Raw genomic sequence first — 24724 nt, 5'->3', positions numbered from 1 at the left:
TTTCTTATTGCTCCATTAGTTCTTTCTTAGGCAGATAATCGCCACCAAGTTGTTCTTCGCTAATTTTCAGCAACGTTCCATCGTTGTACATTTCTTTGATTCTCTTATTAACTGCATCCCGTAGAGTGCTATCAGCAGATTTGGAGAACAGGATATAGGAGCCTGGATCGCTATTTTCAGTAGAGAAAGGAACTACTTTCAAATTGGTAAAGCCATGCTCTTTGATCGCCTTTTCAGCAGAGACGCGAGAAATGATTCTTACATCGTATCGTCCTGCTTCAATACCTTCAAACTGTTTGACGAAGTTCTCTTCGGTGTACATAATTTCTGCTTTGGCATCCGCATGTTCCGCATTATAATTTTCAAGTAGCGTAGCGCCGGAATTCCCTACTTCAGTCACGGCTTTGTAGCCCTTGAGATCTTCTATCGATTTAAGTGTATTATCATCCTTGCGGACAACGAACACATTCGCATTTTCAATGATAGGCAAAGAGAAATCATATTTATTGCGTCTTTCTGCGTTGGAGCTGAAATTATTCGCGCCCAATTGGAAACGTCCATTATCAAGGCCAGTCAAAATGCCTTCAAATTCAATAGCTTGTACTTCCAACTTATATTCAGGAAGACCTTCAAAAACAGCTTTCATGACTTCAACATCGTATCCCGTCAATTGGCCGTCCTTATCATAACTGAACGGATTACTAACTCCGCTCGTACCAGCTACAATCGTCTTTTGGCCTGGTGTTGCACCGGATTCTGCTCCTGAGCCTGTCTCATTTTTGTTTCCACAACCCGCAATGACAACCCCTAACAATAATACAAAAACAACTGGCAAAAATTTCTTTTTCATTTTAACTGCCCCCTCGTTTATCAACGGAAAAAATACGATGTCCAACTTAACATAGTAATTTAGTATGAAAAGTATTATGTCACGCTATATATACTGTGTCAAGGTAAACCGGTAATGGATTGCAGAAACTGCCAATACCGATTAAGGAACAAGAGATCACCCTTCTGATCATTCATATTTTCCTTGTTGATCTTTGTCATTTTGACATCCAAATTAGATGTTTTATCAAATATCGGAACAATACATTGGTATTATTAATTTAATGAGAAGTTATCATGCTTTCCTGAACAAAATAAATAGCTAAACCAATAACTTGATTCCTCTATGACTAAAAATGACATAAAATAAGGATATACATAATTACAGTCATGGCCATAGCTTACTATCCTTTTACTGGAGCGCGATCAGAATGAACTCTAAACGCAAAGTCCTCATCATCGAGGATGAACCAGATATTTCGCGCATTCTGCGAGATTATTTAACCAAAAATCAATATGAAGCCGCCGTCGCAGCCACTGGACAAGACGGGCTTCAGATCATGGAGCTTATTCAACCAGACTACATCATTCTGGATATTATGCTTCCTGACATGGACGGGATTGAGGTCTGCCGAGAGATCAGAAGGCGCAACAATATCCCCATCCTCATTCTAAGTGCCAGAGGCAGTGATACCGATAAGGTACTTGGTCTTGGCTTTGGAGCAGACGACTATATGACCAAGCCCTTCTCGCTGAGTGAATTGTTAGCACGAATTAATGCCCACTTCAGGCGTTATGACAGCATGACATCCGTTGGAGACAGAACAGATCTGCTGCATCTTGGAAACCTGGTGATTGATAAAAAAGCCTATAAAGTTACATTAAACGGATCGGAAGTTTCTCTGTCTGCCAAGGAATTTGAACTACTTCATTACTTGGCAAGCCATAAGAATCAGGTATTCTCCAAAGCCCAGTTGCTCGACGCCATCTGGGGGTATGCAACCTACGGTGATGAGAATACCGTAACCGTATACATTCGCAGACTGCGTGAAAAAATTGAGGCAGATGCCTCGCATCCGACCGTTCTGAAGACGGTATGGGGTGTCGGTTACAAATTCAATTACGAATAAGTGAGATTGGAGGCACCCACATGTCATTGAACAGCTGGTCCAAACGCTGGTTGTTAACAACACTTGGGCTTCTCATTATTATCGTTTCAAGTATCCTTGCACTGTCGATGATGCTGTTACAAGATCGAAATTCAGGCGAATCCAATCTGTCCCTGAATCAGGTTCGCCTCAAGGTCAATCCGATCTTACTCGCTTTGGAGCAAAATCATCAGCATCTCAGTGAACAAATTATTCGTGAAGACATACGTTCCACCGCCAGAGAGACCGGGGTTCTGCTTACCTATCTAAACTTGGATGGAAAAGTCATTCTGTCCTCCGACCCCACCTCTGAAGGAACGCAAGTTAATCTGCGTTCAGCCCTTCATTATGATCTGCATCATGCCACGCAGGCCGCGGACGGTAACGATTTGCTTGATATTGCGTTTCCCGTGATGGACGGACCAGTGGGAAGTCAGATCGGCAATGCCATCTTTTCCATCCCCCAAGCCATGGTTACGGTTCAGCAATCGATGACTTTTCCGGTTATATTGATTAGCGCACTCATGCTCCTGTCACTGATTCTGAGCTTATTTCTATTTTGGATGAAACGAAAACTGGACAAACACCTGCTCTCTCCCATCCATCAATTGAAGCAACATGCGGAATCCATGCTTAAAGGCAATTATGAAGAAAAAATCCAGTACAACCGGAACGATGAATTGCTCGAAGTATATGCCATGTTTGATCTCATGCGCACGGAGATTAAACATATGAGCGAGCAGCGTATTCAGCAGGAACAAGCACAAAAAGAACTCATCACCAATATATCTCATGACATCAAAACACCAATTACCACAATAAAAGTATACATAGAAGCTATTGAGGAAGGACTGTGCAACGATCAGGAGACGCTGATGGAATATATGGGAGTCATGCGTACTCATACGGATAAAACTGCCCAACTTGTGGAGGATCTGCTGGTTCATGCACTTCAGGAATTGGGACAAATTTCGGTGGAAACCCATGAGATGTACAGTGGGCCTATACTGAAGACGATGTTGAAACCTATTGAACATGTTGTCCTAACAAAGGGGCTTATCTATAAAGGACCCAACTACATCCCCAATGTGTTACTCGCTATCGACCCCACTCGAATTGAACAGGTGATCTCCAATCTTGCCGCCAATGCCCTCAAGCATACAGCTCCAGGAGACACGATACGTATAGATATGGAACTGGAATCCGGACACTTGAAAGTGACGATTGCCGATTCGGGTCAGGGAATACGTGTACAGGACATGCCGTTTGTTTTCCAGCGTTACTTCAGAGGTCAAGCGAGTCATGCAGAACAACATGTTCAGGAAGGTACAGGGCTCGGTCTCTCCATCTGCCAAAGCATTATTGAAGCACACGGAGGCCATATTTCCTTTACTAGTAAAGAAGGACAAGGTACAACCTTCCGGTTCTATCTGCCGATCTGCTGAGCAGCCTGCACAGCTGTAATACTTTATTCATAATTTGATAAGGCTTTCTCAACATCCCTCCTCTAGAATGAATCCTATACTGCACTCGGGAGTGATTCGACTTGTCCAAAAAAGTGATTATCCGTGCACAGAATCTGTGCAAGACGTACAACAGCGGAACCGATCAGCATCATGCCATCCGTAATGTTGATCTCGATATCTATGAAGGGGAATTCACGGTCATCATGGGTAACTCTGGCTCTGGCAAATCAACCCTCTTATATCTGCTAAGCGGACTGGATCAGATCACAGCTGGTGAGGTTTATTTTCGAGACCAGCGGATTGACGCTTATAGTGAACGGGAAATGTCCAACTTCCGCACCCGCCGGATCGGTTATATCTATCAAAGTATCAATCTGGTCCCAGACCTTTCCATCAAAGAAAACATTGCTTTACCGGGATATATTGCAGGAAACAAAAAGAAGGACATTCTATCTCGTGCTGCTGAGCTGATGGATGCCATGGATATTGATGCACAACATAACCGTCTCCCCTCCCAAACTTCTGGAGGACAGCAGCAACGAGCTGCGATTGCACGGGCTTTGATTAATTCGCCGGATATCATCTTTGCAGATGAACCGACCGGAAGCTTGAATATGGAACACGGCACAGCTGTTCTCGATATCCTTACGGATATCCACCGGAAAGGACAGTCTGTTGTTATGGTTACGCATGATATAAAAGCAGCCTGCCGGGCAGACCGCCTGATCTATATTCAGGACGGCAAGATTGGTGGAATCCTTGAGTTCGATACCTATGACGAACATCAAATTCAAGATCGTGAAGCGATCATCTTCGCTTTGGTTACGGGGAAGGAATAACGATGGCGGTCATGTTTAAACTTAGCTTGTCGTATCTGAGTAGGAACAAAATACAAAACCTGTTCATCACCCTGCTTATTTTGCTGTCTACCCTACTAGTGTCCACATCAGTCATCATCCTGGCCAATACGGGTAACCAGTTCAAGGAGATGCATAGTCGGACCAACGGATCCCATCAGATCTTGACGTTCGACAAAGGACTGAATGATCCCCAAACTGTGCATGACTGGTGGGCTGCCCAGAACGGTGTTCAAGTCTCACCTTTGCTTACTTACCGCATCTTGTCGGGCATCACTTTTGGCGGCACTGACATCCCTAACCTTTATCTATACATGATGAATACCCCGCCTCCCCCGTGGAGTGTAGATGAACTTGTATTTGCAAGTGGTACACAGCATTCGGCTCCTGAACAAGGAAGCGTATGGATCCCAACTTCCATGGCGAATGGCTATAACATCGCTGTCGGTGATACCATTCAATTCAAAACTGGATCTACCACACTTGACCTCGCAGTCTCAGCTATTGTTGTGGATGTTCCTTATGGAGCACCGTTCACCAATACTGCAAGAATTTGGATGAATAGTACGGATTACCAAAATGATCTTAGTACGCTTGCAGGAAAAGATATTCACATGATGGGCATTCATTTTGATGATTACAGTACAAACTCCAGCTACTGGGATCGTTATACAAGCGAGACGGGTGCCCCATTCTTGGAAACCAAAATGGAATTTGAAAGTATCTCATCCTTTTATCTGATCATCAATCAGATCGTCGGGTTCATTATGATATTCTTAGGGGCCGTCATGATGATTATTGCCCTCATTACGATTGGCTTCACCATATCCGATGCCATTCTGGCCAACTACAAAACGATAGGTATCCTTAAATCGCTGGGAATCACTTCCTGGGGCACCATTGGTACCTACGTCATTCAATATGCCCTGCTGTCCATCATCGCCGTTCTTCCCGGGCTGGTACTTAGCGTATTCGTCTCCAAATTCATCATCAACATCTCCGTATCGTCCCTGCGGACTGGCCAGGGTGATCTTCCAATTAAGGGCATTGGAGCTGCTATTGTTGTAGGGCTGCTGTTACTCGTCTTGGTTATTGCATTTGTCGTGTTATACGCCAGAAAAGCTCGCACGATCGAGCCTGTTCAGGCCATTCGGTACGGTATGTCGGAGAGCGACAATGTACGCATGGCGCGACGAATGAATTCACCGCTCGCAAACCAGGCCTTGTTTGGACGATTGCCCGTCTCTTTTGTAATCGGCATACGCAATCTGATCAAAAACAGCAAAAGCTCGTTTCTGATGTTATTGCTAACAACGATGGCTGCTTCCGTACTTGTCCTCGGGTATGTTGTACTGACCAGCATTACCGGAATCTATCAGACGGCGGCCAAATGGGGTTATGACAATGCTAACATTGCCGCAGTTGTTGTGAACAAAACTACGTTTCCGAGAGCAGAGCTGCAGAGCGCATTGGAAGAAGACCCTCGCATCAAAAATGTGGGCTGGCAAGGGAACACCACCGGAGTTATCCTTCCAGATGATTCAACCGACGTGGTCAGCCAGTCTACCAGCCTTTATCTAAGAGTACTGGATGGAAACTATCAAGATCTTGGTTTTGAGACGTTGAGAGGAAACAACCCGGAACGTGAAAATGAAATTTCAATCGGGGTTAGTGTTGCCAAGATGTTAAACAAGGATATGGGAGATCTCATTGATCTCTACATTGCAGGAGAGAAGCGCACGTTTATGATTTCGGGCATCTATCAGGCCATCTCCGACTTGTCGGTATCCGGAAGAATCACAGCTCAAGCGGTTCGAAGCGTGAATCCGAATTACGGAGATGTTGATGTGGCGTTTATCAATGTCAACGATCCTTCACAAGCGGGAGCCATTGCTAACCAATTAAATGAGCGGTTCAAAGACTCTGCTTCCATCGTCACGCAAAAAACGCTGCTGGATTCCGTTTATGCAGAAGCTGCAAGCATTCTTGTGTACCCCATGGCTCTCATTGGTCTGCTGTTCATTTTGGTTACATTTATCATTATCTTCAGCACCTGCCGGATCAGTATTCGCAAAGAGAGCAAGACGTATGGCATTTATAAGTCGATTGGAATGACATCTAGCAGTATTCGGTCTTCTATTACACTGGGAGTCGTATTGTTATCCCTGATCGGTTCAATGTTTGGCGTTATTGCTGGCGTGTACCTTCTTCCGTTGTTGCTTGAAAAAGTACTCTCGGGATACGGTATTGTTCAAATCCCATTGGTTCTGAATTGGTGGGGAATTATACTTTTCTCTTCTCTGAGCATCCTTGCAGCAGCTTTTGGCTCCTGGAGATCATCCAAGGTGATTCGTCAGGCATCCCCGCGCATTCTTGTTATTGAATAACATGCAGCAGCAGACAGACATTAAAACACATGACAATATATTTCAACAAGACTCTAAATCCGACACAGAAATAGTCCTATATACCTAGCAATGATAGATATGATAGACTTAATGGCATACTATGGTAAAGGAGTTAATTTCTTTGTACAACAAAAATAAAACGAGTAAATTGTTGAAGTGGATAGCTTGGATTAGCATCATTCTATCCATTATTGCCGGCATCCTCGTTGGGCAAAATGAGTTCAGTGGCTTTCAATGGTCTTTGACTCTTCCAGTTATGATGAACGGTATTTTAGCAGGACTATTGTTACTAGGTGTTGCGGAGATCATACGGTTGGTGCAGGATATTAAAAATGAAACGGTAGGTCCAGATTAAGTTTAACCTCGATTTTTGTTAAGGAGTTGTTTATTTTGAAATGGTTATGTATTCGATTTTGTTTGTTGATCAGCATCCTGAGTCTAGGATTGTTGTCAGTAGACAAACCTTCAGCGTCGGCTAAAGCCAAGACCGTGCCACAACTTGAATGGGTCAAGCAGGTCGATTCTGGCCAATGGGGGGATGGATTCACTCCGCATTACTTCAGACTGGATTCGTCCGGCAACCTAAACATTCTGGTGAGAAAGGTTGTGAATGAGGACCTCATATATGTGGAGAACATTAGTGGTGAAACCGGGGACATCCGATGGTCCAAGCCAGAATCTGATTATGGTTCAACAAGTGATGGTTACATGTATACTTTCAAACCTGCTGAAACTGATGACTATGAAAATAGATTAGATGATATTATTACGGTCTCGGATCTGACAACTGGTAAACCGATATGGTCTTCAATAAACCCTTACTTTCGTGAAAGTCAGTCCTCAGATTTCGCCAAAAATGGAACAGTTTATTCTTTCACTTATCACAAAAACAAATATGTAACTCTTTATTATTATGATGAACAGGGACATCGAAGCAAAAAGCTTGTTCTCCCCTATATGCAATACTACACAATAGAAGGCAATTTTATTTTAGGTCAACCGGGCAACAAAAGTCCGTATACTCATGTTTTTGATCTTTCTACAGGTAAGAAGCTAACGGTGCTGACCAATGAAACAACCTTGCCCTACGGGAATAGGGTTACGGACGATGGAACCCTAATAACCCGGAAGTTTATCAATAACCGTGAACTTGAGTTGAGGGCGTACTCGCCTACGGGAGCTTTGAAATGGAAGTATGATTTTTCTTTTAAAAAAGGGCCTCCCCAGATATTTATCATCCATAATCGTGTGCTGTATCTGGAACAAACCGCAGGCAATATCATGCTTATGAATTCGGATGGAAAATTCATGACAGGAGTCAATCAAAATCCCTTCTACATGCAAGGTGATCCAAATAGCCCTCTGAAAATGGCAATCGATTTACAGAGTTTTATGTACATCCAATACACGGAACAGGGAATAGAACTCGTGATTAGAGATTCAAATAATCTGAGAGAGCTCTATCGGGTGACACAGAACGATTGGAACGATGTAAGGTTTAATCAAGATGAATTGTTCCTCAATAAGCAAAATGAATTATTTTTCCTGCCTCCCGACGGGCAGACGATAAGAAAGTATCAGTTACTTCCATAATCCAGAGAACATTACATAAGGAGTCTACCAATCATGAGTTTAAAGCGAATCAACTATTGGCTTATAGCCAGCCTATGCTTCTTCCTTGCAATCCCATCCGAGCCAGCTCTGGCTAAAGATCTGCTGCAATTCCAATGGGGGTATGATATTACCAACGGTGGACAGAGTGCAACAAGCTCATATTCAATGAAGAGTGTTACAGATGCCATGGGGAATGAAAGTCTTCTCGTAACTAAAGTAGACAAGAATAATGATTATTATATCGACAGTGTGGATGCCAAAACAGGGGAGCTCCTTTGGTCGATTCCCACGGACAACGAGTACACGCTTTCCGATGATGGATACATGTTTATTTTTGCCGATAATCAAGTGAGTGCCAAGCATATAGCTACGGGTCAGATCCGTTGGACAGCTTCTCTGCCCGGGCCGCCAGAAGATTTTTTGAGATACTACGGACCTGAGTCAGCCTATCCAAGAGAGAATGGAAGTTTGTATGTGGTTATGCACGCTGACGATTCGAAAAGTAGTACACTCTACTATTACGATACAAAAGGAAATTCAATCCAAAAGTTCAAGGTTCCATATTTAATTGAACAGATTACAGGAAATGTGATCATCGGCAAAAAATTTAGTGATCATCCCGATTTCTACATGAGCAGCCTGACCACAGGAAAAAAAATAAAAACGATTGCTGGCGGAAAAGGGTATAACCAGATTATGAGTGTATCTGATGATACATTGTTGCATTATAGTATTCACAAAAAAACTATGACGCTAAAAGCATACAATAGTGCGGGGAAAATCAGATGGACAAAAGAACTTCCTTATATTGATTATTCAACAGAAATTGTTGCATTGAAGGATCGTTTTTTGTTTGTGGATGCTAAAAATAAACGAATAAAATTATATTCATCTGCGGGTAAGTTAATCGCTGAGAAGGCATATCTTCCAATACCAACCACCTATAACATCTATTGGATGCCTCTTCATATGGCAGTTGATGGTACAAGTTTTATGTTTACAGCTAAAAAGAATGGAAATGACGAACTTGTTATTATGGACACAAGCAATCTTAAGGTTTTGTTCACCTACAAGAAAGGCGAATTTGATCTTGAAAAGGAACGTCTATTTCTCAATAACACAACCGGTCTGTACATCCTGAGTGACGAAGGTCGTACCTTAGTTAGCACTCAGTTAATTAAATAGCATAATCAGAAGCATCAGAAGAGGAATGTCCTCATGTTGATGTTAATGCTAAATCACACTGAAGAAGCCCTCACCAATCCAGTAATGGGTCGTGAGGGCTTCTTCATATTTGGTTGTATCTTTAGCTTTTTGGGGTACAACTCTACATCAAGTCTTTTAATTCCGCCACTTCTTCGCAAGTTCGCCAATCTGATGTGGCGTAGTACGGCAACAGCCGCCAATGATTTTTGCACCCGCAGCAACCCATGCCTCCGAAGCATCACTCATACTGCCACATGTACCCTGTCCACTCCACGTCTTCGTTGCTGCATCGTATACTTCTCCCGAGTTCGGATACACAATAACAGGTTTGTCGCTGGCACGGCTGAGAATACTTACGGCTTCTGTCACCACTTCCATCGGAGCACAATTCAGGCCAATCGCCGCAATCTGCGGCTCGGAACCAAACGTCTGTGCACATAACTCAAGCTGTGTGCCCTCGCTGATGCTTGTCCCGTCTTTTAAAGAAAAAGATAACCAGGCATACGCATGAGGAAACTCCTTCAGTAAATCAACCAGCACCTGTGCTTCCTGCAACGAAGGAATCGTCTCAAACGCCAGAATATCAGCACCCGCTTCAATCAGCGCCGCCATACGCGGACGATGGAATGCCGCCAACGTATCATCCGACACGCCGTAATGTCCCACATACTCTGAACCATCCGCCAGATAGGCGCCGTAAGGACCAACGGACCCGGCAATAATTGGACGTGGACGAAGAAAGTCTCCCTCGCCATCCCCTGTAAGATCTGTTATATGCTCCTCATTCTCCACCGTCTCTTCACGTACCGAAGGAGTTTTTACAAGCTGACCTGTCGAGCTTTCTTTCCCTACTAAACCACTCTGCACTTCTGCCCACACGTCATTTCTCGCCTGTGCAGCCAGTTCCACCGTCTTGCGAATCAAATCCAGTGCTGCCTGTTCCCCAATCCCTCTCTTGCGGAAGCCATCCACCGTCGCCTGATAACTGGATGTAATCGCACAGTCGGCTCCCGCTCGAAAATAATCCGCATGGACCTGAACAATAACATCCGGATTCTCAAGCAACACACGAGCAGACCATAGCGGATCATCCAGATCACAGCCATGCTGTTCGAGTTCCGTTGCCAGCGCTCCATCCAGAATCATGACCGGATGTTCACTCAGGATCTGTTCTATGGAGTTAGTCTGTTGTGCTTGCGTCATGTACTTGTCCTCTTTTCTTATTCACACGTTCTGTCAGATAATATGCAGCGTAACACACTGCGATAAACGGAACCCCACAATACAGCGCAATTCGCTGTGTCGGGTCAAAGGCAATACCTATGCATGAAGCCAGGCATAATATAAATGAAACAATCGGTACCACCGGATACAGTGGTGTGCGGTAGACCAGATCCTTGACCGCATGTCCTTCCCGCATATACTGTCTGCGGAACATGTACTGGGAAGCGCTGATGCTCATCCATACCGCAACGACAGCCAGACCTGAAATGGAGACCAGCGTAATATAAACCGTACCTGGTGCAATGATGCTGGACAGCAAAGCCAGCGCACCGCCGACCATACTGATCAGAAGTGCATTCAGCGGTACCCCGCTTTTGGTCAATTTGGCAAACCACGGAGAGATCGTTTTTTTATCAGCCAGAGACCAGAGCATACGTGAAGATGCATACAGGCCTGAATTGGCAGCAGAGAGAATCGCCGTCAGAATAACAAAGTTCATAATGTCTGCTGCATAGGGTACACCCACCCGCTCCATTACCGCTACAAATGGACTTTCCAGTACACTTGCATCCGACATAGGCAGCAAGGCCGACAAGATAATAATCGTTCCGATGAAAAAAATAACCAAACGCCACAGCGTGGTATGAATAGCTTTTGGTATCGTCTTTTCCGGATTCTCCGTCTCACCGGCGGCAATGCCGATTAACTCGGTGCCTGAGAATGCAAAGTTTACAGCAAGCATGGTCATCAATATCGCTGTAGCCCCATGAGGGAACCACCCGGATGCGGTAATATTCGAGAGAAATGGAGCCGGTTCAGAATCCGCCATGGGAATGATACCAAACATGGCTGCACCGCCGATAATAATAAAGATTACAATAGTAACTACTTTTACAGATGAGAACCAGAACTCGGATTCCGCAAATAATTTCACCGTTAAAGCGTTAAACAGAAAGATCATCAGTGCAAAAACCGCGCTCCATATCCATACGTTTACCGATGGGAACCAGCGCTGCATCAGCAGTCCGGCGGCTGTGAATTCGGAGCCAAGCGCAACAGTCCAGGTTAACCAGTATAACCAAGCCACCGTGTAGCCCGTTGCTGGTCCGATATATTTGGCTGCATAACTATGAAATGCTCCCGTCTCTGGCATATGAACAGACAGCTCACCAAGACAGAGCATTACCAGATATACAACTATGGCTCCGATCAGATAGGACAGAATGGTTCCCAGTGGTCCCGCCTGCTGAATGGTGTAGCCTGAGCTGAGGAATAATCCGGTTCCAATGACTCCTCCGAGAGAGAGCATGACCACATGCCGTGCCTGCATTTTCCGCTGAAAATGCCCTTTGTCGTTGTTGTTCTCCATACCTGCTGCTCCCCTACTTCTTCATCCAGAAAAAACAAAAAAGACCCACTCTTCCTAAAGAGTGCGCCGTTACTGACAAATAAAAACAAACGCTCCTATCTATCAGGCTGTTCACCCGCTGGAATTAGCACAGTATCCTTTAGATCTGTTGCTGAGGTTTCTAAGGGCCAGTCCCTCCACCTCTCTGGATAAGAAAATGATTTTTTATAAATATAGCGATCTATCATGAATGTGTCAACATTTAAATAATAAATGGCACACTCGCTATTCGGTGGAAGACCCCGGATTGATGATATTGATCTTTACCTCATAAGTGATCGGCACAGTGCTAAAAATTTTATCCCAATCTTTCTCGATCTCTTTCCACTTTCTAGGGTACTTTATTCGAAAGATCTCTGCAAAATCACCAACATCTACTTTGTAGGTATGCTGCAACTTGTATAGAACCTGACGAATTTGCTGTTCCGCCATATCAGAAAAATCACTTTCCAGTTCCTTGAGATAAGCTCCCTTTTCCTCTCTTTCAGGCGCACTCCAATCCTCCATCATCCAGCCTTTGGATTCGACTTGAACATGGAATGAGATTTCATCACCTTTGACCTTAGGAATTATTTTTGTTTTTTTGTCCTTCATTTCATATACAACGGTAAATCCTTTTTTGTTATATGTCTTCAATACGCCCCCACTTTTTTGGAGCAAGACCCAGGCTAAACCTTCCAGATCGGTCTGACTAAGCTCACCGATAAATTTCGTCTTTTTTCCATCGTAAATGCTGGCACCCGAAAATTTGTCCTCTCCATCATAACTCAACACATTTTGTAACAGGAAACTGGCACCGGATTGTATTTTTGCATCCAATTTGGCCAAGGTCATCGGTTGCAGCATTTTGCTGGTCAAGTACGAATTTTTGGTGATACCCGTAAGATAAAACGCCGGAATTTGTGAGGGGTCCTGTGAAGTCAGTACGTCTTCAGCACGATCGTGACTAACCAGAACAAGACAATTGGGACGAATGTCATTATCCCGCAGCACAAAATCAAGTAACTGATCCAGGCCATATTTTTTGGATATTTCTTTGGAGATCACAATAACTTTCAGATGGTGTCCTATGAGTGGACGGTCCCGTCGAAGAGCGAACTGCCGAAAGATTTGCAGCATCGAGTCTCCGGTGAGCTGTTCATTAGAATATGAGGTCTTCCCCGAAGCAGGAGAACCGGATTGTTGACTCTTTTGGGAGCTGGAATTGCCTGGCGCAATTTGTACCGTTGTTGTCACGTTGTTTTCCTTGGAGTATGAACCTCCCTTCGAGGCAATATCTTTCTCAAAGCGTGTCTCCCGGGCAACGTCAATTCCAAGACCAACATAAACACTCAGATCCTCAATTTCCCGGCTGCTCCAGCATCCGGATATGATCAGGAGAAGTGACAAGACAATGATGATGCGTATAAAGACACGTACCCCATTCATACATACCTCCCTCCTTTTTTTCGAATAAGACTTAGCAGCAATAACAGCAGAGGCATGAGGCCGAATAACAACACGGATACATTCCCCAACATGTCACCCAATGCAAAAGTTTCATACACGTTTTTGGGCATCAACGCCGCGATATAAATGAACGGTACCAGACTGTATATAATAATCTGCATCTTCTTCGTACGAAAAAGATCACGTATTCCAACGGAAGCGCAATAATGGGTAATGGTGAATGTTGAGAAAATTTGCATAATCCAGATCACCAGTAACAGGGATTCAAAACGCTCGAAAATCAACCCCTGAATTTCAAAGCTTCTTACCAGATCAAGCGTTGGCCAGGTCCTGGTTTTTATTCCATCCAGAGACAAACTGCCCACAACCATAACAACTGTAATCAGATAGACTATCGTGGATACGAAGATGCCCCAAATCATTGCCTTGTTGCTTTTTTTCGGATTTTTCATATAGGCAGTCATGATGAACATCACTTCATATCCCGTATACGACAGGAGCGAAGGCTTAAGTCCTTTGAGAACCGGCATAATCCCCTCACCCAACACCGGTCTCAGGTTATTGATCTGGAACAGTTGGTTACCTAGCAGGATTTCAATGACAAATATAATCAACGTAAGGGGCAAAATGATCTCAAATACTCGCACAATGACAGCCAATCCACCTGTGATCAGATAGATGCCAATCCACATGAAAACCATCACGATTGCCCAGTTGGGCGTCCGTTCGAGCAGATACATCCCGGTAACTTCGGCCATGACCCTGATTTCGAATGCAGCAATCACCATAAAGTACAGGATGATCGCGAGGCCCAGAATGTAGGCTACCCATGTTCCTGTGATCTCGCGAGTGAACTCAAATACCGTTTTCTCTGGAAATCTTCGGCATAGGGTGACCATAATGAGTCCGACTCCTGTGATGATCAGCCCGGACAGAATAATCGAGATCCATACATCAGGGGTTCCGACTGCATCACCGGTCGTTCGGGGGAGGGTCAGTATTCCGGCGCCAAGCATATAATTAACGATAATCACGACCGCCTGTGTGGTGCTAATCTTTCCTTGGGAGCCGTTCATTCCTTTTCACCTCCATGCCTTCAGGATTCTTTTTGTTTTCGGTCCTCGTCTATCGGTTTCGTCATATCCGGACGTAGTCTCATCATGCTGAGAGGTGCACGAATAACGAAATCCTTCCATTCCCTGAAACTGTAAGGGACAGCCGGCGCAACATAAGGCACCCCAAAGCTGGTGAGTCTTGCAACATGGGTACAGACAAGCAGAAAGAACATGACCACTCCAAACAATCCGAGCACTGCGGCGCTGAACATAGCAGCAAAGCGTAAAATACGCAGCGTGAGTCCCGCACTATAGACCGGAATAGTGAAAGAAGATATGGCTGTAACGGCAACTACGATCACTAAAAATTGGCTTATAATCCCCGCTTGAACCGCCGCCTGTCCAATAATCAGACCCCCAACGATTCCCATCGCAGGACCAATCGGCTTGGGCAAACGTATCCCTGCCTCCCGCAAAATTTCAATGGACAACTCCATAATTAACACTTCAATAATCGAAGGAAATGGCACTCCGGTTCTCGTTTCAATAATCGTTAAAACCAGCTTAGTGGGAATGAGCCCTGGGTTAAACGAAATGAAGGAAATATATAGTGCGGGTGCAAGTAATGCCAGCATGGCCGAAACAAAACGCAGAATTCTCAAAAATGTACCTGGAATCCATCGTTCATAATAATCTTCCGGTGATTGTAACAGCATACTGAACGTTACGGGCACAACCAATACAAATGGTGTACCGTCCAGCAGAATAGCAACTCTTCCTTCTAATAACGCACCCATGACACGATCTGGTCTTTCTGTATTGAGCACTTGCTGAAAAGGACTCAGAGTGTTATCTTCGATCAATTGTTCAACATACCCAGATTCCAGCATTGCATCCATATTCATCGCTTCAATTCGCTTCCGAACTTCCTCCACAAGTTCAGGGTTCGCAATATCCTCTATATAAGCAATCGCCAGATTCTTTTTGATCCGTTCACCTACTTCAAACTTCTCAATAAACAGACTTTGTTCGCTTCCATACCGACGTAATATACCTGTATTGTCACTTAACTCTTCAGTAAATCCAATACGAGGGCCTCTCAGCAATCCCTCCGACAAAGGCTCCTCCTGGCTTCGGGTTTTCCCTTTGGCAGTCCCGATTAACAGAGCACTTGGCAGACCATCTACCAGCAGCGCATTTTTGCCAAGAAGTACACCTATGGCTAACTCCTGCAGAGACTGGGTTTCCTGCACCTGACTAACGGGCAACATGTGATTGATTAAATAATCCTTGAGAAGATGTTCGTTTTTCGGAAGCAGGAAATCAGCCTGCTGCAGTTCCGGCACGCCTCGCAACATAAGCGGTGTGATCAGATGTTCATCAATCATTTCCTGGTCCACAAGACCATCAACATACATGATAGCAACCGATGTATTCGTGCCGCGAATAGTGAATTCCCGGATATGTACGTCAGCATTTTTACCAAACGTTTCTCTTGAACTGATCAGATCCGTAGCATAGTTTCCAGTAAGCTTAATATTGGCATATTTCCCCGTTTCTGCTTGCTGACCCTGGTCACTGGTATCAGACAATGATTTGTTCGCTTTCTCCATGCTATGATGGTTATTCTTACTGAAGCTTCCTCTTTTTACTGAATTATGAAACCAATGGGTTACCTTAAAGATGAAGATAGGCACAATAACAACCATCAAAGCTTGAAACCACACAGACCCCTCAGGTATGTATGACACGATTTTTGACCACATCACCCTCACCCCAATATTTCTCTGCATGACAAAGCTGCAGGTATTCCCAAGTATTGTGTCCCCGTTTGATCACAATAATTCCCGTTTTTTTGTGTACTGAACGACAAAAAAAAAACGGTTCCTGTATAAGGAACCGCTATTACTATATATTCTTATACGATTCTGGTTACATGCTCCGCCTTGGCATCCAGCAAGTGAGCCGATGCAGCAATTGCCATAAAGTCATTCAAAGCGATCTCAATCTGCTTCTGGCTCCGCTCGACGTATTCCTCTACTTTTTTGGTGCCACCTGTAATATTACCAATTTCCTTGGTTATTCCAGTCACGCTATCACGAATCTCGTTAATTGAATTCTCTACCATTATGGATAGTTTCCTAACTTCCTTAGCCACGATATCGAATCCTCGTCCGTATTCCCCTGCATGCGCAGCTTCAATGGCGGCATTTAATGCAAGTAACTGTGTCTGTGATGAAATCTCGCGTATCGTTCGTACCACACCCTGAATCGAACCCGCCTGTTCCTGCAAATGAGTCAGCGTTGCACGGTTAGTAGCCGACACCTCTGAGATATAGGAGATACTGGACATTAATTCCTGGCTCCGTTCAATACCTACATCTGCTTGCTCATTTAGCTCATGGGACATCGTTTTCAGCTCATTCACGACGACCGAAATGTTGTTCTGACGGTTGGTAATGTTGGTGGCGATTTTGGAGACACCCAGTACCTTCTGATTCGCCTCATCGTACACCGGCATATACGTCGCCTCAAGCCATACGGAATTTCCCTTTGCATCCTTACGTTCAACCTTGTCCTGGAAGCTGACACCATTTAATATTCCATTCCAAAAAGCATCATATTCCGGGGTATTCGCAAATTGACCGAAGCATAGTTGCTGATGCTTCATGCCATACATCTCTTCTACCGTATATCCCATCGTCTGAGCGAAGACTTCATTAACGTAGGTTACCCGCCGATCCAGATCGAATCGAATGATAGCGAGACTTTTCTCCATCGCCTTGATGACCATTGCATCGGTGACAACATCTTTCTTTTCCATATCTAATATAGACACTTGATAACCCCCACAGTTCATTCCATAATAGACAGCCTTTAACTAGCAAAACAACGATCAAAGCAACATATGTATCCATCAGGTTCTAATGACTCTTCTATTGATACCCAATTTGCAGCATTTTGGATCACCTGTTGTCATTTATTTTTTTTAAAGGGAAATCTGCTCCACCTCATCCGCAGGCAATGGCTTATCCCATCCTTAAAATGTCTCTGTATCTACGTATCGTAACACAAAGCAAAGAAGCATACACTTCTGTATTTCTAACATTTTTTCTGTTTTTTAGTAACCGTATAGCCCCTATATACAAGAAAACAGGACGATTTGTTGTGCATCGTCCTGTTCCTTATCCGGTCTTATCTTTATTATTTTTTTGTGGTGTCCAGCGCTTCGCTTCACTGTGATTCGGATACTGAATGCCCGCAGGGTAGGAGATCAGCTCGATCAGCATCCCCCAAGGTGCCCTTCCATACACAAACTGATTGCCTTCCCCACCTTCAATATGACCGGACAGTGCGCCAGGGTCTGTCAGCAACACCCCGCCCGCTTCCTTGAAGTGTCGTGTAGCTTCTTGCATATCGTCCACATACAACGCCATATGCTGCAATCCGTAATCCGATGCCCTAACTGGCTCAGATTGCGCTGTATTCGCGTACTGAAATAGTTCTATACTGGCACTCTCCCCGAGCGATAACATCCGAATATGAATAACCTTTGCTCCTGAACGCAGTCCTAATTTACGCTCTGCCTCAGGGCCTTCCTGTGGCGGATCATTCGGCGTTATATGGTCATAGACAAGTTGAGCTCCAAACGCCTGTTGTAGAAATAGTGTCGCCTGCTCCATATCCGGTACAGTTATTCCAATATGGTCGATTCCTCTCGTAATCATGTTATCCCTTCTTCCCTTTATCCATTGAACTTGCTTGTACACTGCGAAATCCGTACCTATATGATTTACACGAAAAGAGGTCCGCTATAACCATCGAGCTGTCTCACTCATCCTGATGGTTGTGCAGATGACCTTGTATAAAAACCGAAGAAAGAAGAGCGCATGATATCCATGGCTCTTCTTTCTTCGGTTTTTAAGTTAGTTATAGGTGTACATAACGAGTGAGTACCCGGGGGCTTAATATCATTTTAAAAATCGTGCACAGTGACACACAGCTGAATCGCAATGCCAAACGGGTCCCGCACAATACCATAACCTGGACTAAATTCATTTTGCTCGTAAGGCACCAATACCTTCACACCCTCATGTTGCATCAGAGAATGATACAGTTGATCGATTGTATCTTTATCCTTGGATTGAATACATAGTGACGTGCTGTTCCCCAGCTGCCATGCTCTCTCCGTGTCCATTGCTTCTTCCGCAATCATGACTTTGTTAACCCCAATCTCCAGCACCGAATGTGTAATATACTCATCTTGACCGGCGGGATACTCGAAGCCCGGGTTCATCTCCTTCATCTCTTTATAACTTTTCTTGAATATCACCTTGGCGCCCAGAAACTCCTCATAAAAAGCAATGGCTGCCGCCGCATCCCCGTTCATCGACAAAAATGGTATCACTTCAAAATTCATTATATTGCCTCCTTGTTCCTATTGGATTACACTTATCACTATAACAACGAAAGGTGCCAATCTGTGGCACCATTAAGAGGGTTCGATATGAAAAAATCAGAACGCATGAACCAGATGCTGCGCTTTATTAATCAAAAACAACAGTTCACCCTGCAAGATCTCATGCAGGAGTTCCAGATCTCCAAACGAACCGCGTTAAGAGATATCGCTTCATTGGAAGCGTTGGGTGCGCCCATCTATGTCGAATATGGACGCTACGGCGGATATCGACTGCTGCAGCAGATGCAACTGCCTCCCATTTCGTTTAATACGGGTGAGCTTCATGCCCTTTATTTTGCGATGCAGGCCCTCCGCAGCTTCTCCAGCTTACCCTTTCAGGTCTCTTTCCGGACCATACATGATAAGTTTATGAGCGCGTTATCCGATAAGCAACGACAGGATATTGAGAACATCCAACACCGGGTTTCCTTCCGTCATACGGAGCAGATTCGCGATAGTGCGCATTTGGAGTTTCTGTTGATGGCTGCTGTGCAGAATATAGTGATTCAGATTACGTATCCTGATCAGCGGAGAACTACTGATCAAAGGCCATCTCCTGCGAACCTTCCTGATTCTGAGCAAACAAATTCAGCATCTCGTACATCCAACACCAGCATCCGCACCATTCAACCCATCGCACTCTATGCGAGGAAAGGCTACTGGTATTGCCAGGCCTATGATCTGCATAAACAAGCGTACCGAGTCTTCCGCTGCGACCGGATCATTTCAGCCGAAGTATCCGACATTGAACCTTTGGCTCATGTTATTAACCTTCATGCACAGGATACCCATTCATTATGGGAACCATCGGAACAAGCAACTCCATTCAAATGCCTGATTGATGAAGCCGGGGTTGAGCTATTCCAGCAAGAACATTTTCCATCCATGCAGATCATGCACGTCAACGAATTGGGCAGTGAATCGGCACAAACGCTTCTTGTGGGTTCATATGAAATTCACGAGCTTGATTTCATCACTCGATACCTCGCGGGCTATGGTAAATCGATTAAGATTATGGAGCCCGTCATCTTACAGAAAGCATTAAGGCAGTACTATCTGGATTTGTTGGATCATGTATAAAGATCATATTTCTATATTCATTTACTTTACATGCCTTTTAGCTCTGCTCCTGGCTAACTTTTAAACTTTTTTTATTACCAATAGCCAATTGGACGATAATCTGCAACACGATAATGATAGCCAAACCATAAAATGCTTGCACGAAGCTGCCTGTTAAATCACGGAGCCAACCAATCGCCAGCGGCCCAAGTGCTCCAAGAATGTAGCCACCAGATTGAGTCATCGCGGACCAGCTACTAGCTTCCTGAGCATTGTTTGTCTCATCAATTGGCAGCATCAGTGCGATCGGGAACAGTCCACCTGCACCAATACCAAGCGGGATTGCAGCGAGCCACGGGCTGACAGAGAGATTCAGCATCAGAACACCTATTAACTCCAACATCGCACAGCCGACAAGCCAGAAGACACGTCTTTGGTACCGGTGTACAAGCATCGGAATGAATAACGTTGAGGGCAGTGATATCAATGTAAATAACGTTTGGATGTTTCCAGCAGTCTCTTGGCTATATCCATGGCTTTGAATGGCTGGCGCAAGCCAAGCGGTTAATGAATAGAAGATCGCGGCCATCAGTCCGAAGAACAATGTCAGCACCCATGCACGCCTGTTCTTCACCGGAAGTGATGCATGAACTACAGCCGAAGTTTGTCCGGATTGCCGCTCTGTACGCGCAGACCAAGCTAATTTTAACCAGATCGGCAATGCAATGGCTGCGAGTAATGCCCATGTGGCCAAAGAACCTCTCCAAGATCCACCCAGCGTATGCTGGAGCGGAACCGATAGTCCCACACTAATACTAGCCCCCATCACCATTGCTGTAGAGTAGATGCCTACCATGGCTGCCACTCGGTTAGGGAAATACTGCTTAATGAAGCTGGACAACAGCGGCCCTGCCAATGCAATCCCTACACCCGACAGAAAAGAAGTGAACATCATCAACGGAGTTGCACCAACGAACAAACGTAATCCCGTACCTATCCCAATAAGGATTAAAGCCAGCACAATGGCACCTTCGTTCCCCCACCTTCTACTTAATCTTACGGAGAACGGAGCGAATATGCCCATACATAGTACCGGTAGTGTTGTTAACAGACTGGCCGTCATGCCACTCAAACCCAGATCATTCTGTATGGTGCTCATCAGAGGAGATATGGAAGTAATCGGTGGTCTTAAGTTCAGTGAAGCCAGAATCAGCGCCAATACAATATAAAAAAGTTTCATTATGGATCACCTCATGGTAGTAGTTTCGAAGCATTTCCAAGATCTTATTGGTCAATGAAAGGGCCTTGGATTGATACATGACTAAGTATAGATTTAATATAATGATTGAACAATACTATTGTTTCTATTAAAATGATTACTAAAATCAATGATTGAAGGTGACCCATATAGAGATTCGTCAGATGGAAAATTTTATTACGGTTTGCGAAGAGCTTCATTTTACACGGGCAGCTGAGAAACTTGGCATATCTCAACCTACGTTGAGTCAACAAATACGTGGGTTGGAGGATGAACTTGGTGTTCCTTTGTTTGACCGTGTCGGCAAAAAGATTGTGATGACCCAGGCAGGGACCCTGTTTCTTGAGCACTGTATACAGATGATCCGGCATTTACAGAATACCCAAGATGCGTTGGCTGAATTCCGCAATGATCAGCGAGGTCGGTTGGTTATCGGTGTTCTTCCATCCGATTTGGATTACCGTCTCACTCCACTGCTCGTTGATTTTCATGCCCGATTCCCCAAGGTGCAATTGAAGGTTATCTCTTCGATCTATGTCGTGAATCAAGTGTTGGAAAATGAAGTCGACATCGGCATTGAGATCACATCTGCCCCTGATGATCGGCTTGTACGCATTCCTTTGTGTAGTGAAGAATATGTACTTGTTGTTTCCGAGAATCATGATTGGGCTGAACGAAGCACAATTGGAATCCAGGAGTTACGTGATATTCAAACGGTGATGTTCCCCGAAGGATATACGGGCAGAGAATTGGTCGATGGCTATTGCCGCAAATATGGATTTACCCTAAATACCATCATGGAGACCAGTTCGGCAACCTCCATCATTAGCCTGGTCAAAGCCAACGTCGGAGGAACACTGCTGCCTTATCCTCTGATTCAAGCCATGAATGAGCCCACGCTACGTTGCATCCGAATTACAGACGATCCGCCATACCGACACTTTGAGATTATCCATCGCTCCGACCGTTACCTGACGCAATCGGCCAAGGCATTTATTGAGAAGACAATCGAGTATTTCAATCAAAGGTGAGTTTAAAAGGAGGATTTTGATATGAAAATAAGAGAAGTTGGTTTGTTGACACATCAAATTGAGGCCATAAAGGATTTTTACGGTAAACTACTGGAATTGGAGCTTGTGGAGGATGGTACAACATTCGTTTCATTCCGTGCGGGGAACTCGGTCCTTTCTTTCAAGAAGGCGCCAGAACAAGAGAAGCCTTACTATCATGTAGCGTTTACGATACCAACGAATAAACTTGCTGATGCGAAAAGGTGGGCCCAAGACCGTAACATTCCGTTACTTTCCATAGATGGAGAAGATGAATTCTATTTTCCTTACTGGGATGCAACGGCCATCTATTTCTATGATCCAAGTGGCAACTTGATGGAATTCATCGCTCACCACTCACTCGATAATGCAGTCAATGAAGCTTTCGAAGCGAAGCATCTATTATGCATTAGTGAAATTGGTCTGCCTGTCGATGATGTACCCGATACCATAAGCAAAATGAATGGACTGTATCACCTCGAACCCTTTGCGGGAGACGGAAAACAATTTTCCCCGATCGGTGACGCAGAGGGCATGTTTATTGTAATAGACAAAGAGATGCCCTGGTTCCCGGACGGACGCAAACCCGGGGTATTTGCCACTGAGGCAAAGGTTGAAACTGGACGGACCGGAAACATTTCGTTACAGAATGGTTTGTACTCTATTGATTCAATATGAAGCGATAAATATTCGGTAGAGAATAGTACATATAAAACCAAAATCACAAAAAGAGGGCCTCCTCAGATGGCCCTTCTTCGGAATAATTACATTTAAACCCTACTTTATTCAATAACCTTACTTCAATATGTGCTTGGAAATCGTATCCTTTTGGGGATAGTAAACCATTATACTATTCTTTCGATAATCTAAAATAGAGCCTTTAATATTTTTAAATTCGTGAATTGTGGACAAAGTTTTTTTATCCAAAACAAATTGTTTGCTTATCAAATCTACAAATAATTTTCCATCGACCGTTTCGTATGCACTTGGTAGCGTATCACCCTCTGGGATGATAAAGTTTGGAATTATTCTTTCTTTTACTAAGCCTTTCTGATTATAATAACTTAATTTTTTGGACTGAGTGTTAAAGATCATATAACCAGAGCCTGCCTGAAAAGCAAACCCAAATGAATCAACAGATCTCTCCCAAATCGCTTTCCCTTTTGGCGACAAGGCAATGAGCTTATTAAATTTAGTGCTAGGAACGGAAAAAACAATCGTACCATCATTTAATACAAATGTTGTATAGAAGTTAACATAATCTCCCTGAGGGAATGTATAGCGGAAAACCTGCTTCAAAGATGAATTATATACGTGAACTATTCTAGATTCTTTATCCTTTGAGGGAAATTCTACCACTAGCTGGTCTTTCGTCACAACATTCAACTTACCCGAGACCACTTTATTAGATTTTTGTTTTCCATTTTTGTCAAAAGAAATAAGCTGAACCGTTTCGGACCCTAATTTGGTTGATTTCTCAGCTGCTATGATTAAGGTCCCATCCCCCAATCGATATAATTTTCCGTTGTAGGGGGCAACTTCTAAAGCTAATTGTTTACTCCAATTTTCCTTTCCTTTTGGACTGACTGAGTATAACAAACCTTCATTTGCAAAATAAGCATATACCGTACCATCAGGTGCATATACAAAAGGATCATCAGTACTTGGCCATCCATATCCCACCTTTGCGAAAGAGAACACCCATTTTACCTTTCCCGTAATTGGATCTACTGCTCGTAATGTGTCAGGTGACCAGACCTTTGTTTGAGAAAATCTTTCTTCTCCCATATGTAGATAAAGCGTGTCTTTATTAGGTACAAAGAAAATGTCCTCTTGAGCTGGTATATAGTCGGCATTAGGTTTTTGAGACCATACGGCTTGGGGTAATGTTTCATAGCTTTTAGCAATAGCCATTCCAGAAACATTTACAAATAAGAATATAACAGTGATAAAACTTATAAACGTCTTTTTCATTACTTTTCCTCAACTTTCATTTCTTCTAATAATCGATTTTAATTGAACTATAGTTGAACGACATATACAACCCTTCACTCCTTAAATAAATAATAAACTGTTAAGTCAATGTTGTTCTGAGTATCTTCTAACATTCCAAACTATGAAAAAAATGATTCTAGTTTACCCCCATTATTCAACCCCCTTTGTTAGCTGACTTTATCATATAATGTATTTTCATTTTTTTCAAAATAAAATAATTTTTCTCATAGAACAATATGGA

General features: G+C 43.9%; 21 protein-coding genes and 1 riboswitch. Of the genes, 10 read left to right on the top strand and 11 right to left on the bottom strand.

Going from position 1 to position 24724, the window contains the following annotated elements; genetic code table 11:
* Positions 1–4: 4 nt before the first annotated feature.
* Positions 5–850, bottom strand: coding sequence for a transporter substrate-binding domain-containing protein (locus QVE09_RS31055; RefSeq protein WP_315939866.1), 846 nt, complete (start codon positions 848–850; stop codon positions 5–7).
* 409 nt (positions 851–1259) lie between these two features.
* On the opposite strand from QVE09_RS31055, the gene QVE09_RS31050 reads away from it, so the two are divergent.
* From QVE09_RS31050 to QVE09_RS31020, 7 genes are all read left to right on the top strand, one after another.
* A complete protein-coding gene (locus QVE09_RS31050; protein WP_315939865.1) occupies positions 1260–1958 on the top strand; it encodes a response regulator transcription factor in 699 nt (232 codons plus the stop codon).
* 20 nt (positions 1959–1978) lie between these two features.
* The gene (locus QVE09_RS31045) at positions 1979–3421 is read left to right on the top strand and encodes a sensor histidine kinase (RefSeq protein ID WP_315939864.1); all 1443 of its coding nucleotides are present in this window, start codon (positions 1979–1981) and stop codon (positions 3419–3421) included.
* A gap of 101 nt (positions 3422–3522) precedes the next feature.
* Positions 3523–4281 carry an ABC transporter ATP-binding protein gene (locus tag QVE09_RS31040; protein ID WP_315939863.1) on the top strand — a complete coding sequence of 253 codons (759 nt, stop codon included), beginning with the start codon at positions 3523–3525 and terminating at the stop codon, positions 4279–4281.
* Positions 4282–4283: 2 nt separating this feature from the next.
* Complete coding sequence (locus tag QVE09_RS31035; RefSeq protein ID WP_315939862.1) at positions 4284–6686, top strand: ABC transporter permease; 2403 nt, start codon at positions 4284–4286, stop codon at positions 6684–6686.
* Between the two features lie 142 nt (positions 6687–6828).
* Complete coding sequence (locus QVE09_RS31030; protein ID WP_315939861.1) at positions 6829–7062, top strand: hypothetical protein; 234 nt, start codon at positions 6829–6831, stop codon at positions 7060–7062.
* A 272-nt stretch (positions 7063–7334) separates the two neighbouring features.
* Complete coding sequence (locus QVE09_RS31025) at positions 7335–8300, top strand: hypothetical protein (RefSeq protein ID WP_315939860.1); 966 nt, start codon at positions 7335–7337, stop codon at positions 8298–8300.
* Positions 8301–8333: 33 nt separating this feature from the next.
* On the top strand, positions 8334–9506 hold the full coding sequence (locus tag QVE09_RS31020) for a PQQ-binding-like beta-propeller repeat protein (RefSeq protein WP_315939859.1): 1173 nt from the start codon (positions 8334–8336) through the stop codon (positions 9504–9506).
* 156 nt (positions 9507–9662) lie between these two features.
* Here the strand turns inward: QVE09_RS31020 and mmuM are convergent, their stop codons facing one another.
* The 8 genes from mmuM to QVE09_RS30980 all read right to left on the bottom strand — a co-directional run bounded on the left by mmuM (position 9663) and on the right by QVE09_RS30980 (position 19083).
* Positions 9663–10730: a homocysteine S-methyltransferase gene (gene mmuM, locus QVE09_RS31015; RefSeq protein WP_315939858.1), complete on the bottom strand. Its 1068-nt coding sequence runs from the start codon at positions 10728–10730 to the stop codon at positions 9663–9665.
* Positions 10708–12120 (bottom strand): S-methylmethionine permease, encoded by a 1413-nt coding sequence (gene mmuP, locus QVE09_RS31010; RefSeq protein WP_315939857.1) that lies wholly within the window; start codon positions 12118–12120, stop codon positions 10708–10710. The genes mmuM and mmuP overlap by 23 nt, the downstream gene beginning before the upstream one ends.
* A gap of 92 nt (positions 12121–12212) precedes the next feature.
* Positions 12213–12315, bottom strand: a riboswitch (SAM riboswitch).
* Between the two features lie 69 nt (positions 12316–12384).
* Positions 12385–13587 (bottom strand): Ger(x)C family spore germination protein, encoded by a 1203-nt coding sequence (locus QVE09_RS31005; RefSeq protein WP_315939856.1) that lies wholly within the window; start codon positions 13585–13587, stop codon positions 12385–12387.
* On the bottom strand, positions 13584–14684 hold the full coding sequence (locus tag QVE09_RS31000; protein ID WP_315939855.1) for a GerAB/ArcD/ProY family transporter: 1101 nt from the start codon (positions 14682–14684) through the stop codon (positions 13584–13586). Before QVE09_RS31000 ends, QVE09_RS31005 begins: the two co-directional genes overlap by 4 nt.
* A 20-nt stretch (positions 14685–14704) precedes the next feature.
* Positions 14705–16429, bottom strand: a complete 1725-nt coding sequence (locus tag QVE09_RS30995) for a spore germination protein (protein ID WP_315939854.1) — start codon at positions 16427–16429, stop codon at positions 14705–14707.
* 152 nt (positions 16430–16581) lie between these two features.
* Positions 16582–17502, bottom strand: a complete 921-nt coding sequence (locus tag QVE09_RS30990) for a methyl-accepting chemotaxis protein (protein ID WP_315939853.1) — start codon at positions 17500–17502, stop codon at positions 16582–16584.
* A gap of 346 nt (positions 17503–17848) precedes the next feature.
* Complete coding sequence (locus QVE09_RS30985) at positions 17849–18391, bottom strand: VOC family protein (RefSeq protein WP_315939852.1); 543 nt, start codon at positions 18389–18391, stop codon at positions 17849–17851.
* 248 nt (positions 18392–18639) lie between these two features.
* The gene (locus QVE09_RS30980) at positions 18640–19083 is read right to left on the bottom strand and encodes a VOC family protein (RefSeq protein WP_076253518.1); all 444 of its coding nucleotides are present in this window, start codon (positions 19081–19083) and stop codon (positions 18640–18642) included.
* Positions 19084–19170: 87 nt separating this feature from the next.
* On the opposite strand from QVE09_RS30980, the gene QVE09_RS30975 reads away from it, so the two are divergent.
* Positions 19171–20202: a helix-turn-helix transcriptional regulator gene (locus tag QVE09_RS30975; protein ID WP_315939851.1), complete on the top strand. Its 1032-nt coding sequence runs from the start codon at positions 19171–19173 to the stop codon at positions 20200–20202.
* A 37-nt stretch (positions 20203–20239) separates the two neighbouring features.
* On the opposite strand, the gene QVE09_RS30970 is transcribed toward QVE09_RS30975, so the two are convergent.
* The gene (locus QVE09_RS30970) at positions 20240–21421 is read right to left on the bottom strand and encodes an MFS transporter (protein ID WP_315939850.1); all 1182 of its coding nucleotides are present in this window, start codon (positions 21419–21421) and stop codon (positions 20240–20242) included.
* 182 nt (positions 21422–21603) lie between these two features.
* On the opposite strand from QVE09_RS30970, the gene QVE09_RS30965 reads away from it, so the two are divergent.
* Both QVE09_RS30965 and QVE09_RS30960 read left to right on the top strand, forming a co-directional pair.
* The gene (locus tag QVE09_RS30965; protein WP_315939849.1) at positions 21604–22470 is read left to right on the top strand and encodes a LysR family transcriptional regulator; all 867 of its coding nucleotides are present in this window, start codon (positions 21604–21606) and stop codon (positions 22468–22470) included.
* A gap of 21 nt (positions 22471–22491) precedes the next feature.
* A complete protein-coding gene (locus QVE09_RS30960) occupies positions 22492–23166 on the top strand; it encodes a VOC family protein (protein ID WP_315939848.1) in 675 nt (224 codons plus the stop codon).
* 117 nt (positions 23167–23283) lie between these two features.
* Here the strand turns inward: QVE09_RS30960 and QVE09_RS30955 are convergent, their stop codons facing one another.
* Entirely contained in the window at positions 23284–24462 is a 1179-nt protein-coding gene (locus tag QVE09_RS30955; protein ID WP_315939847.1) for a hypothetical protein, read from the bottom strand.
* Between the last annotated feature and the right edge of the window lie 262 nt (positions 24463–24724).

This window comes from Paenibacillus sp. ClWae2A (assembly GCF_032452295.1).
Taxonomy (GTDB): domain Bacteria; phylum Bacillota; class Bacilli; order Paenibacillales; family Paenibacillaceae; genus Paenibacillus.
This window is presented reverse-complemented; position numbering and strand designations above follow the sequence as displayed.

Bases quoted from the DNA above. Each gene is read 5' to 3' on its own strand.
- QVE09_RS30980 (WP_076253518.1), bottom strand. From the start codon at position 19,083: ATGAATTTTGAAGTGATACCATTTTTGTCGATGAACGGGGATGCGGCG.
- mmuP (WP_315939857.1), bottom strand. From the start codon at position 12,120: ATGGAGAACAACAACGACAAAGGGCATTTTCAGCGGAAAATGCAGGCA.
- QVE09_RS30955 (WP_315939847.1), bottom strand. From the start codon at position 24,462: ATGAAAAAGACGTTTATAAGTTTTATCACTGTTATATTCTTATTTGTA.
- QVE09_RS30975 (WP_315939851.1), top strand. From the start codon at position 19,171: ATGAAAAAATCAGAACGCATGAACCAGATGCTGCGCTTTATTAATCAA.
- QVE09_RS31000 (WP_315939855.1), bottom strand. From the start codon at position 14,684: ATGAACGGCTCCCAAGGAAAGATTAGCACCACACAGGCGGTCGTGATT.
- QVE09_RS31050 (WP_315939865.1), top strand. From the start codon at position 1,260: ATGAACTCTAAACGCAAAGTCCTCATCATCGAGGATGAACCAGATATT.
- QVE09_RS30965 (WP_315939849.1), top strand. From the start codon at position 21,604: ATGGAAAATTTTATTACGGTTTGCGAAGAGCTTCATTTTACACGGGCA.
- QVE09_RS31045 (WP_315939864.1), top strand. From the start codon at position 1,979: ATGTCATTGAACAGCTGGTCCAAACGCTGGTTGTTAACAACACTTGGG.
- QVE09_RS30970 (WP_315939850.1), bottom strand. From the start codon at position 21,421: ATGAAACTTTTTTATATTGTATTGGCGCTGATTCTGGCTTCACTGAAC.
- QVE09_RS30985 (WP_315939852.1), bottom strand. From the start codon at position 18,391: ATGATTACGAGAGGAATCGACCATATTGGAATAACTGTACCGGATATG.
- QVE09_RS31035 (WP_315939862.1), top strand. From the start codon at position 4,284: ATGGCGGTCATGTTTAAACTTAGCTTGTCGTATCTGAGTAGGAACAAA.
- QVE09_RS30995 (WP_315939854.1), bottom strand. From the start codon at position 16,429: ATGTGGTCAAAAATCGTGTCATACATACCTGAGGGGTCTGTGTGGTTT.
- QVE09_RS31005 (WP_315939856.1), bottom strand. From the start codon at position 13,587: ATGAATGGGGTACGTGTCTTTATACGCATCATCATTGTCTTGTCACTT.
- QVE09_RS31055 (WP_315939866.1), bottom strand. From the start codon at position 850: ATGAAAAAGAAATTTTTGCCAGTTGTTTTTGTATTATTGTTAGGGGTT.
- mmuM (WP_315939858.1), bottom strand. From the start codon at position 10,730: ATGACGCAAGCACAACAGACTAACTCCATAGAACAGATCCTGAGTGAA.
- QVE09_RS30960 (WP_315939848.1), top strand. From the start codon at position 22,492: ATGAAAATAAGAGAAGTTGGTTTGTTGACACATCAAATTGAGGCCATA.
- QVE09_RS31020 (WP_315939859.1), top strand. From the start codon at position 8,334: ATGAGTTTAAAGCGAATCAACTATTGGCTTATAGCCAGCCTATGCTTC.